Here is an 11,435-nt window from a genome sequence, read left to right as displayed (position 1 = left end):
GACGACACCGTCGGCGGCACCGTCTCCGCCACCTTCGGGTTCTGACCCCCACCCCGCACACCCGGGGTCGGAACACGGAACGGGCCGGCAGGAGCGATCCTGCCGGCCCTTTTCATGGGCGCGGCGGTTACAGTCTGGTTGCAGACCGAACGCCAAGGTGCCCGGCTTCATCGCGACGCGGCCTTGCAACCGAACTGGGCAACTGTTCCATCGCCGAAAAGGGTCAAGAAACGGCAATTGCTGCAATTACCACGGTCATTCACACGGTTGTTCACACGGTCTCTCACACGGTCGCCTGTCATCAAGGGGGGCGACAGCGCTGGGCGCCAGTGCTGGTGCCACCGCGCAGGGCGCCACGGCTCTTGGCGAGCTGGCTTCGGCGACCGGCATCCAGTCGATCGCCGCCGGGTACGACAGCCACGCCGACGGCACTTTCTCGGTCGCGATGGGTGTCGCGGCAAGTGCGCAGGGCGGCAGTTCGGTCGCCATCGGCAATAATTCAGATGCGGACGGGGAACAGACCGTCGCGATCGGCCTGGAAGCGATGGCTGCCGGAGACTTCTCGACGGCCTTGGGCGTAGGATCGGAAGCGACCAGCCTCCGGGCCGTCGCGCTGGGTGCTGGCACCGAGGCGCGTGGCGAAAGCTCGGTCGCGCTGGGCGATAGCGCATTTGCGAACGGCGACCTCAACACCGCGCTCGGTGCGAACAGTTCCGCGACCGGATTGAACACCACCGCCGTGGGCCAGGGCGCGTCGGCCACCGGAGTGCAGGCTGCGGCCTATGGTGCCGGCGCCGAATCGATCGGCAGCGGGGCGCTGTCTTTCGGCGCCTTTTCTGTCGCGCGGGGGTGTTCACGACCGCGCTGGGCTATTCCAGCTTCGCGGTGGCAGAGCGGGCGGCGGCGGTGGGATATCGCGCCTTTGCGCGCGGCAACAACGCAACGGCCATAGGCACCGATGCGCGTGCCGACTTTGCAGGCTCGACCGCGGTCGGGAGAGGCACGGTCACCACCGCCGCCAATCAGGTCGCGATCGGAACGGCGAGCGATACGGTGCAGGTAGCGGGGCTCGGCACCGCGAACGACGAGCAGAGCGGCACCATCTACCTCGTCACCGCCGACGAAGATGGCACGCTGGGCCGGACCGCCTTCGATACGGGCACGCTGGGAGGCGGCACGGGTCTCCAGCGCGGCCTCGCCGCCGCCATGCCCATCGCGGCGATCAGCGATGCGCAGTTCAATGCCCTTTCCTCCGATGTGACCGCGCTGACCGGCAGGGTCGGTGCGCTGGAGGGGCAGGTCGGCACGCTGTTCGACCTGAGCAATACGCTGGAGAAGGACCTTCGCCAGAGCATCGCGGCCACGACCGCACTCGCCCAGCCGCATTTCCCGAGCGAGGACGGGGCGACCAGCTACGCCTCGAACGTCGCCTCTTTCCGGGGCGAGATGGGCTTTTCGGCAGGTCTTGCGCACCGCGTGAACCGCAGCTTCGCGCTGACCAGCGGAGTCAGCTACGGTGGCGGGGACAACGTGGCCTTCAAGGCAGGGGTCGCCGGCGAGTTCTGAGCAACAAGTGGTGGCGGTGCCTCACGGGCGTCGCCGCTGCCCTTGCACACCCAACCGGTGGATCAGGCATGGTGGTCAGGGAAGAATAGCGCACCCATCGAGCTGCGCGAAATCTGCCGCAGGATCGTCTCCGCCAAGTGCAGCCATCCGATCTGCGAACAGTGCTGGGCTCTGATAAGGTAGCAATTCACCGGTACTGGCCACAGCCTCCGCCGTGACGTTCGCCCCAAGGGCCTTCAAGTCGGCACAATCGGCGCGGCAGGCATTTTCCGCCTCTGCCGGGATCAGGTAATGGACCGGCACCTCGATCCGCCAGAACCATTCGGACAGGCCGTGCGAAGCCACCATGGTCTCTTCGCGAACATAGGCCATGTGCCCCTGATTGGCGAGATGGCGACACGCCGGGCGCAGCAATGCCTGGATTTCGGGATCGCGTACCGACTGCATATCCGGCGGTACTTCCGCAAACGCGCGGTGGAGGTAGAAGTCGGGCCCCTCCTCCAGCATTCGTCGTTGCGCGATGCGGGCCACCAGTTCGAACACCGGGGGGGCGTTCAGGATAAGGCTGCACAAGGTGCGGTGGGTAAGGGGCATACGCCGCCACCGCCCTTCGCTGAGATTCCAGGGAAAGCCGATGATCATCAGCGCGGAAAACAGCTTCGGGTGGTCGGCAGCCGCGCGCGAAAGGCAGAACTGACCGCTATAGCTCGCGAGCCCGCCGATCCTTGCCAGACCGAGGTGCTCGCACAACTCGGCGATCGCGGCCACTCCGTCTTCGATTTGCGGCAGGTCTGCCGTCCCATCGCTATTGCCGTGTCCGGGCATGGACAGGCAGATCAGCTTTATGTTTCGCGATACCAGCATTTCGCGGGTCGTTTCGGGCAAGGCAAAATAAGGAATTTCGCCATGCACGAACAGGATCGGCCGGCCCGCTTCCGCCCCCGTCCACGTGTAGGCGAGGCGCCGACGGTCACTGCGGTGGAGTATCCTTTCGTTACCCAGCGGATCGACATACTGCATGCTCTTCGCGTCCCGGCCGAGCGCTGCACGCGCGCATAACAGGCCAAGCATGCGGACCAGGTCGACCCGCGATGCGACTTCCGTCTTCGCAAAAATTTGTTTGATCTGAGAACGGATCGTATGGGTGGTCGAGCCGCGTTCTGCCACGATGCCGTCCAGCTCGCGGTGACGAAACAGCAGGCGGCAGACCTCCGTTTCAGCCTCTGTCAGGCCGAATGCCTGCGAAAGATTGGCACTGACTTCGGGATACCATTCCAGCTCCAGGGATCGGATGACCGTATAGGCACGCTCATGACCGCGGACATCCAGCGAATAGACCTCGGCGAGATGTTCGTTTCCAGCACAGTCCACCACGCGCACGATTGCGTAACTGGTGTTACCGAGCCCCTGGGCGCTGGACCGCACAGCCGTGAAGTTCGCATGCGAATCCTCGCGGAGCCATTCGGTCCCGGCCATTGCCCCCTGGGTCACTCCATAGAAAGCATCCGCACCGACATTGAGCGTGACAACACGGCCTTCGGGCGAGAGCACCATTGCAGGCACCGGCGTATTGCGCACGGCAGCCTCCACCAGGTCTTCGATCTTCAATTCCAGCTCGCTCGAAAGCAGATCGTCGATCGCCATCAACTGCCGCGACAAGATCCGATCGAAAAATCCCTGCGAAGACACGCCGACGGCGGTGATTTTCCGGTCCCACGCGGCAAGCATGCGATCATAACCGTCGGCGTCCGTGAGCGACCGCCAGGAGGCGGAAAGAATGTCGAGGTCGAGCTCGCGTTGTGGCATAATCATCCCCCCTTCCTGCCCATGCAGTAAAACCGTCGCGTCCCTCAACTGAGGTATGACAGGCCCGCCCCACCAGCGCAAAAACTCTTCATCTCGCAGACGAGAAAGGGAGCAAATCAATGCGCAGTTTTACAGGTTCTACGATTTTGGCGGGCACGGCGAGTACGATCGTGCTGGCGCTGGCGATGGCGACGCCGGCTGCCGCCGACGATTGCCTACTCGACCGGGACAATGACGGCCAGGTCGACAGCTCCGACAATGACGGCGGCGCCAATTCGGGCAACAACGACAACAATCTCGCCTGCGGAGTCGGCGCAGATGCGACCGGAATCGACAGCACCGCGATCGGCGCCGGCAGCGAAGCGACTGCGACAAACACGACCGCAATTGGCAATACCGCGCGCGCAACCAATGTGAATGCGAGTGCATTCGGCCAAGATACGCTCGCTTCGGGCGGCGCTTCTCTGGCAGTCGGCGCGCTCTCGGTCGCCAGCGGCTCCAGCTCGACGGCGGTGGGGGTCAACGCCGACGCCACCTTCAGCCAGACGTCCGCCATTGGCACGAATGCTCAGGCGACGGCGAATAACGCGACAGCGATGGGCGCGCAATCGTCTGCCACGGCAGACGATTCAACCGCGCTGGGTCACGAGGCCGATGCCACCGCGATCGGCGCCATCGCGATTGGCCACCAATCGGCTGCAAGCGCCGAAGGGGCTGTCGCGCTGGGCACCGATTCAAGTGCAACGGCATTGAAATCGGTCGCGGTCGGGTTCGAAGCGGTTGCCGATACTGTAGGCGCTACGGCGATCGGGCCTAACGCATCAGCGCTGCTGGACGGCGCGGTCGCGGTGGGTGCTGAAGCCCTGGCGAGTGGGGGTCAGGCCGTTGCGCTAGGGACTTCGACGTCTGCGACCGGGAGCAAGTCGTTGGCAGTGGGATATAACAGCGAATCTGTGGGAGATAACTCCATTGCAATCGGTGACTCGGCGCAGGCAGATGGCGCCAGTGCGGTAGCCATCGGCAAATTTAGCGAGGCCACTGGGCAGAACGGTATCGCCTTGGGGATGGACTCCAATGCGGGGGCCAGTGGCGCTACCGCTCTGGGTTACAATACCGATGCCGGATATAACGGAACTGCGGTGGGAATTTTCGCTTTGGGTACCGGTACGTCATCTGTCGCGGTGGGTCATTTCAGTAGAGCGGTCAGCGCCTATGCAACCGCTGTGGGCGGCGAAGCGCTAGCATCGGGAATAAACGCGACGGCGGTGGGGAACAGTGCCCAGGCGGTGGGCGCGGCGTCCCTCGCCGTCGGAGAAACCGCGTCTGCGAACGGCTTTCTCACGACAGCACTGGGTTCTGACTCCGTCGCGATCAACAAAGGTACGGCGGTGGGCGGAGCTGCGAATGCCACCGGGGACAGGTCGATCGCAGTGGGCGTAGATGGCGGTGATGATGAGACCGTCGGAGCAAATGCTCTAGGAGCCGACTCGATCGCTATCGGCACGGACTCGCTGGCCGATGGCGATCTCAACACGGCCGTCGGCGCGAACAGCGCGGCCACCGGGCTCAACGCCACAGCGGTAGGCCAAGGCACCGTCGCGAACGGGCTGCAGGCTGCAGCTTTTGGCGCGGGCGCGGAATCGACCGGGACGGGCACGCTGTCCTTTGGCGCCTTCTCCGCAGCGCGCGGCCAGTTCTCGACTGCGCTGGGCTATCAGAGCTTCGCCTCGGCGGCACGGTCGACCGCGATCGGCAATGGCGCGCAGGCGACCGGCGAGAATGCAACCGCGATCGGCACCGGGGCGAAGGCCCGTTTCACCAGCGGGACCGCGATCGGCAATGCCGCCGAAGCCCAGCATGCCCGCGCCACCGCGATCGGCTTCGGCGCGGTCACCACCGCCAATGACCAGGTCACGATCGGCGGCGCGGGCAGCGCAGTCCGGATCGGCGATCTCGATGCGAGCACCGCCGCGCAGCAGGGCCCGGTCGATGTCGTGACCGTCGATGCCGATGGCGTGCTCGGCCGCCAGCAGGTCGCGACGCAAGCGTCGGTCGATGCGGTGCGCGCCGATGTCGGCTACATCGCGGCCGTCACCGACGCGCAGTTCGCCGCGCTGAGCAGCGACGTTGCGGCGCTGGGCGGGCGGATCGACGTGCTCGAACAGAGCATGACCATCCTTGACGAGCGGATTTCGTCTTCGACCGCAGTCGCGGTGGCGATGGGCGGGGCGAGCTTCCTGCCGGGCAAGGGGTTCAACCTCACCGCCAATGTCGGCACGTTCGAAGGCGCGCATGCCGGATCGCTCCAGCTCGGCGTGATGGTTGGCGAGAATGCGGCATTCAACGCCGGGATCGCCACCGGCTTCAACAAGAACGGATCGACCGCCGGACGCGTCGGCGTGACCTTCGGGTTCTGACCCCACCCCGCAAACCCGGGGGTTGGAACACGGACTGGGCCGGCAGGAGCGATCCTGTCGGCCCTTTTTCGTAAGCGATCCGCCCGCCCCCCTTGACCGGCCTTCCCTTCCGATTGCGATGCGCCTAGTTCGCAAGTGCAAAAGGAAAGCAGGGACATGACGAGCGGGATCGGCATCACCACATTCGGCCGGGTGACGGTGTGGTACGACGGGCAGATTCAACAGCTGCCCTCGTCGCGCAAAACGCGCGCCTTGCTGGCCTATCTCCTGACGATCGAGCGTCCCGCGTCGCGCCAGGAACTCTGCTCGCTGTTGTGGGACATGCCCGACGATCCGCGCGGCGCACTGCGCTGGTCGCTTTCCAAACTGCGCCCGATCATCAATGCCGGAAGCCAGGAGCGCCTGAGGGTCGATCGCGACACGATCGAGATCGATCGCTCGGACATCTCGGTCGACGTCGATTCGCTGCACCGCCTGCGCACCGATCCCGGAACCGATGTCCAAGCGATGGCAGCTGCGTGGAAGCTGACGAACCGGTCGTGGCTGGAGGATTGCGAGCTTCCCAACCTGCAGGATTATTCGATTTGGCTCGAACGCGAGCGCCACGAGATAGAAGGCCTGCGCGCATCGCTGACGCGGCGGCTGGCGCAATCCCCATCGATCTCGGCGGCGGAGCGCGAGTTATGGGCCGATCGCTGGCTGGGCGATGCGCCGCTCGATCCCGATGCTGCGAAGGAAGCGGTCGATGCGCGCCGGCGAGCCGGCCGGCCCGAGGCAGCGCAAAGTCTGGCAGGAGAGCTCGAGGCGAATTTCCGCGACGCCGGCGTGAAAACGCCGGAGTTCACCGCCGCGCCGCAGGCGGATACCAACCGCCTCCCCCCGCGCAGCTCGCTGCCTCCCCAGAAGGTTGGGTTCATCAAGACGGCAGACGATGTCTCGATCGGATGGGCGATAACCGGCGATCGCTCCAACCCGCCGCTGGTCAAAGCCGCCAACTGGCTCAGCCATCTGGAGCTCGACTGGGAAGCCCCGATCTGGAGCCCGCTGTTTCGGCGCCTGTCGGACCATCACTGTTTCGTGCGCTATGACGAGCGCGGCTGCGGCCTGTCGGACTGGGACGTGCCCGATATCAGCCAGGAAAGCTTCGTCGCCGACCTCGAAGCGGTGGTCGAGGCCAGCGGGCTGGAGCGGTTCCCGCTGCTCGGCATCAGCCAGGGGGCGGCGGTCTCGATCGAATATGCCGCGCGCCATCCGGAGCGCGTCTCGCACCTGATCCTGTTCGGCGGCTACGACCGGGGCTGGCGGCTGACCGCAACCGAAGAGGAACAGCGCGTTCGCGAAGCGGTGATGACACTGACCGAAACCGGCTGGGGTGTCGATAATGCCGCGATACGGCAGATTTACGCACACACGATGATGCCGACAGCAAATTCGGCGGAGATGAGCTGGTTCAACGATTTCCAGCGCCAGACGACCTCGGCCACCAACGCGGTGCGCTTCCTCGAGGCCTTCTCGCAGATCGATGTGTCCAACAGGCTGGCCGAAATCCGCTGCCCGACACTGGTGATCCATAGTCGCGGCGATGTGCGCATTCCGCTGGAGACCGGACGCGCGCTGGCGGCGAAAATCCCCGACGCGCGATTCGCCACGCTCGAGACAGACAACCATCTCTTGCTGGGTAGGGAGCCGGCATCGGCCGAGTTCGTCAGGCTGGTGACCGATTTCATCGCGCCATAACGGCTGAACCGGCACAAAAATCGTCGAAAAACTGTCCCGTACGTGAATTACCACGGTTGTTCACACGGTTTCTCACACGCTCGCTCACACGCTTGCCTGTCATGGCGCTCCGCACAGGGACGCCGTCTCGTGCCTGAGGGGCGGGCCGCCATCGACCCAGTGCGGTCCGCCCCGTTCGGCAAGACGCGTCCCTGCACGCATTAGGCAAGACAGGGACGAAACCGATGACCAAGACCATTCTACTTTCGAGCGCGGCGATTGCCGCGTTTGCGATCTTCCACCCAGCCCCCGCTGCGGCCGAGGATTGCGCGCTCGATACCGATAACGACGGCGTCGTCGACGGTACTGCAGGCGCCAACAGCAACGGCGAAGACACCGCGCTGGCGTGCGGCACCGACGCCACTGCCGAAGGGACAAATACCACCGCACTCGGTCATCAGGCCCAGGCAACGGCAAGCAATGCCACCGCGATCGGTGCAGGCGCCCTGGCGACAGGCTCGCAGAGCGTCGCAATGGGCAGCGGCTCGACAGCCTCGGGACAGCGAGCTTTCGCGCTCGGCCCCAATTCCAGGGCGGAAGGCGATTATGCCATATCATTCGGCTATAACAGCCAAGCTGTCGAAAAGGAATCGATCGCAATCGGCCGGGAGGCAAAAGCCCTGGGCGATAACGCAATTGCCATAGGGCGCGGGAGCGAAGCCGCACAAGAGAGCGTCGCGTTGGGAAGAAGTGCGAATGCGGCGCATAACGCCATAGCTCTGGGTCGTTACGCCACTGCCGAAATATATGCTGTCGCCATAGGTCGAGACGCTAGAGCGGCCGGATATCAGTCGTTAGCGTTTGGCCTACAATCAAGTGCAACGGCAGCCTACGGCGTAAGCATTGGCAGCAACAGCAAGGCTTCAGGAATGCAAAGCACCGCGATCGGTTATTTAGCGGCTGCGTTGGGCACCGATGCGCTAGCTTCGGGAGTTGGTTCCGCAGCTAGCGAATATCGTGCCACGTCGATCGGTGCTTATGCTTCGGCGAAAGGGGAATATAGTGTGGCAATGGGCGCGACCGCCTCGGCCGACGGCGACCTCACTACGGCGATAGGTGCCAACAGCGCAGCCACCGGGCTCAACACTACTGCGGTGGGCCAAGGTACGACGGCCAATGGCCTGCAGGCCGCAGCCTTCGGATCCGGGGCAGCATCGACCGGGACGGGCGCGCTCTCGTTCGGGGCTTTCTCCGCAGCGCGCGGCCAGTTCACGACTGCGCTGGGGTATCTGAGCTATGCCACGGCGCCGCAAGCCACCGCGGTCGGCAAGGGCGCGCAGGCGACCGGCGAGAACGCGACCGCGATCGGCACCGGGTCGAAGGCGCGGTTCGCCAGCGGGACCGCGATCGGCAATGCCGCCGAAGCCCAGCATGCCCGCGCCACCGCGATCGGCTTCGGCGCGGTCACCACCGCCAACGACCAGGTCACGATCGGCGGCACCGGCAGCGCGGTACGGATCGGCGATATCGATGCAAGCACCGCCGCGCAGCAAGGCCCGGTCGATGTCGTGACCGTCGATGCCGACGGCGTGCTCGGCAGGCAGCAGGTTGCCACCGCCTCTTCGATGCGCTCCATGCGCGCCGACATGAACTACATCGCCGCGGTCACCGATGCGCAGTTCGAAGCGCTCTCGGGCGAGGTTGCCGGACTGGCGAGCGACGTCGCCGCGCTGGACAGCCGGATCGACGGGTTCGAGTTCGCGCTCGATGATCTCGACGAGCGGATGCGCGGCGGGGTCGCGGCGGCGATGGCGATGGGCGGGACCATGGTGGTGCCCGACAGCACCTTCTCGTTCAGCCTCAACGCCGCCACGCACCAGGGCGAACAGGGCTATTCCGCCGCGATCACCGCACGCGTGGCGCCGCGGGTCTATGTCTCGGGCGCGATCGGCGGAAGCAGCGCAGAGAACTCGCCCAGCGGTCGCGTGGGCGTCGCTTTCGGGTTCTGACCGGCATGGAGGCGAAGCGGCCGGCAGAGGGCCGCTTCGCCCGATTGCCCGCGGAGGGAGTAGAGGCAGGCACCTAGTCCGCGCTCCGCAAAGACATCAGTTCGCGCTGCGAATGGACCTTCAACTTGCGATAGATCGATTTGACGTGGGTATCGATCGTATGGCGAGACACAGAGGTCCGGTCGGCGATCTGCGGGCGGGTCAGGCCGGTCGATAGCAGCGCCAGGATTTCACGCTCCCTCCCGGTCAGGCTGGATTGCCGGCCAGCATCCTTCGGAGCACCATCGGGCTCGGCAGTGGCCGCGAAACCTTCCAGCTTATCCTGCATCACCATGCACAACGTACGCAGGCGTTCGGCGTGCTGTGCCGGTCCGGCCTCGAATTCTTTCCGCGTGAGCCGGGTGCCCAGATTGAAGCCCCCATAGGCCGGTTCGCGCCGTGAGCGCACCGGTATTCCGATGCCGGTGGTCATACCCGATCGACGCGCGCGAGCGATGAATGCCTCGGCCTTGTCATCGATGTAATCGTATTTCGGCAAATACTCCGGGCCGGTGAAGGTGATGCCCAGATTGTCGCAGCAATACTTCAGGAAGGGGTCCTGCTCCGCCGGCCCGTAATGCCTGGGTGACAGGTTCGTCCGGCATACCAACGATCCGTCCGCATTGCGGAACAGATAGATCACCATCGGAAATCCGAGCCGTGCGATCTCGCTTTCGAATATGCGCCACAACGCATCGCGCGTCTGCGCAGCGGCGATCTTGTCCAGCTCCGATATTCGACGCGTTTCACTGAAATCCACGCGCGCCCCCCTCGCATGAAAATACCCGGATCCGGGGATACTCATACTCGTCGGTACCCGTCAAACTGCGCGCGCTTTCGAACATAGGAAATATGCGCGGCCCATTCTCCGGGCGGCCAATGGCGCAGGCGCATTCGCCAAGCCAGCGCGCCGCCAACTGAACGATCGCCCAAAAATACTGCCGACACCCGCGACAGGCGGCGGATCGAACCGGTTCGCCACCTTCGTTCTATCCCGAACCAGGAGCATGATCTTGAAAACCACTCTCTTTTTGTCCGCAACCGTCACCGCAATGGCCTTCGCCACACTGTCGAGCAGTCCCGCACTGGCCGACGATTGCTTGCTCGACACCAATAACGACGGCAATGCCGATACCAATGTCGATACCGACGGCGGGGCGGATTCGAGCGGGACCGACGAGCGGCTTGCGTGCGGAGTCAGTGCGGAGGCCAGCGGCCCGTTCAGCACGGCAGTTGGGGGCTATTCGGTGGCATCGAGCAGGGACGCTTCTGCTTTTGGTCACAACGCGAATGCAACTGCCGACGATGCAACGGCGATTGGGACGGACGCGTTGGCAAGCGGCGCGGATTCGCTCGCAGTCGGCCAAAACGCAAGTGCCACTTCCAGCCGGGCCATCGCGCTCGGCGATAGCTCCAGTGCCAGTCAAGTCGGTTCGATCGCCGTCGGTCGATCCTCGAATGCAAGCGGCACAACATCGATCGCAATAGGTGGCGACGGTGATGACAGTGGCTCGGAAGGCGCACAGGCAACCGCGATTTTCGCGATAGCGTTAGGCGCGGATGCCAATGCCAGCGGCGATTATTCGACTGCCATCGGACGTAGGGCGCAAAGCTCCAATACGGATGCCGTCGCCATCGGCAGGGATTCGTATGCTGACGGACTATACTCGACTGCCGTTGGGTCCAAAGCCACAGCCACAGGCACTTCGAGTTTGGCCGTCGGCTATAATGCTAATGCGTCACGATATTCTGTCGCTGTGGGGGCCGCCAGCGAGGCGACCGGCTACATCTCTTCCGCAATCGGACAGAGCGCTGCAGCCACCGGAGATCGGTCGTTCGCAGCAGGTTATGCAGCGAATGCTGAAGGCGCGTCGTCGATCGC

7 protein-coding genes and 2 pseudogenes are annotated in these 11,435 nt (G+C 64.5%); 7 read left to right on the top strand and 2 right to left on the bottom strand.

Translation table 11 applies throughout. From position 1 onward, the window contains the following. Positions 1-157 precede the first annotated feature (157 nt). The 3 genes and pseudogenes from GRI68_RS14050 to GRI68_RS13555 form a co-directional block, all read left to right on the top strand. Positions 158-442 (top strand): annotated as a pseudogene (locus GRI68_RS14050) (hypothetical protein); the annotation flags it as partial. A gap of 3 nt (positions 443-445) precedes the next feature. Next, complete coding sequence (locus GRI68_RS13825; protein WP_234028934.1) at positions 446-952, top strand: hypothetical protein; 507 nt, start codon at positions 446-448, stop codon at positions 950-952. After that, positions 907-1,566 (top strand): hypothetical protein, encoded by a 660-nt coding sequence (locus GRI68_RS13555; protein ID WP_160618010.1) that lies wholly within the window; start codon positions 907-909, stop codon positions 1,564-1,566. The genes GRI68_RS13825 and GRI68_RS13555 overlap by 46 nt, the downstream gene beginning before the upstream one ends. Before the next feature lie 75 nt (positions 1,567-1,641). On the opposite strand, the gene GRI68_RS13550 is transcribed toward GRI68_RS13555, so the two are convergent. After that, a complete protein-coding gene (locus GRI68_RS13550; protein WP_160618009.1) occupies positions 1,642-3,378 on the bottom strand; it encodes an alpha/beta hydrolase in 1,737 nt (578 codons plus the stop codon). Positions 3,379-3,491: 113 nt separating this feature from the next. On the opposite strand from GRI68_RS13550, the gene GRI68_RS13545 reads away from it, so the two are divergent. The 3 genes from GRI68_RS13545 to GRI68_RS13535 all read left to right on the top strand — a co-directional run bounded on the left by GRI68_RS13545 (position 3,492) and on the right by GRI68_RS13535 (position 9,514). Continuing rightward, positions 3,492-5,789: a hypothetical protein gene (locus GRI68_RS13545; RefSeq protein WP_160618008.1), complete on the top strand. Its 2,298-nt coding sequence runs from the start codon at positions 3,492-3,494 to the stop codon at positions 5,787-5,789. A gap of 156 nt (positions 5,790-5,945) precedes the next feature. Then, complete coding sequence (locus tag GRI68_RS13540) at positions 5,946-7,526, top strand: alpha/beta hydrolase (RefSeq protein WP_160618007.1); 1,581 nt, start codon at positions 5,946-5,948, stop codon at positions 7,524-7,526. Positions 7,527-7,750: 224 nt separating this feature from the next. Then, a complete protein-coding gene (locus GRI68_RS13535; RefSeq protein WP_160618006.1) occupies positions 7,751-9,514 on the top strand; it encodes a YadA-like family protein in 1,764 nt (587 codons plus the stop codon). A gap of 73 nt (positions 9,515-9,587) precedes the next feature. Here GRI68_RS13535 and GRI68_RS13530 read toward each other — a convergent pair whose 3' ends face one another. Continuing rightward, complete coding sequence (locus GRI68_RS13530) at positions 9,588-10,313, bottom strand: LuxR C-terminal-related transcriptional regulator (RefSeq protein WP_160618005.1); 726 nt, start codon at positions 10,311-10,313, stop codon at positions 9,588-9,590. Between the two features lie 253 nt (positions 10,314-10,566). Here GRI68_RS13530 and GRI68_RS13525 point away from each other — a divergent pair. Further along, positions 10,567-11,435: pseudogene (locus GRI68_RS13525) on the top strand (hypothetical protein); the annotation flags it as partial.

It is taken from the genome of Alteriqipengyuania halimionae, assembly GCF_009827575.1.
GTDB classification, from domain to species: Bacteria; Pseudomonadota; Alphaproteobacteria; order Sphingomonadales; family Sphingomonadaceae; genus Alteriqipengyuania_A; species Alteriqipengyuania_A halimionae.
This window is presented reverse-complemented; position numbering and strand designations above follow the sequence as displayed.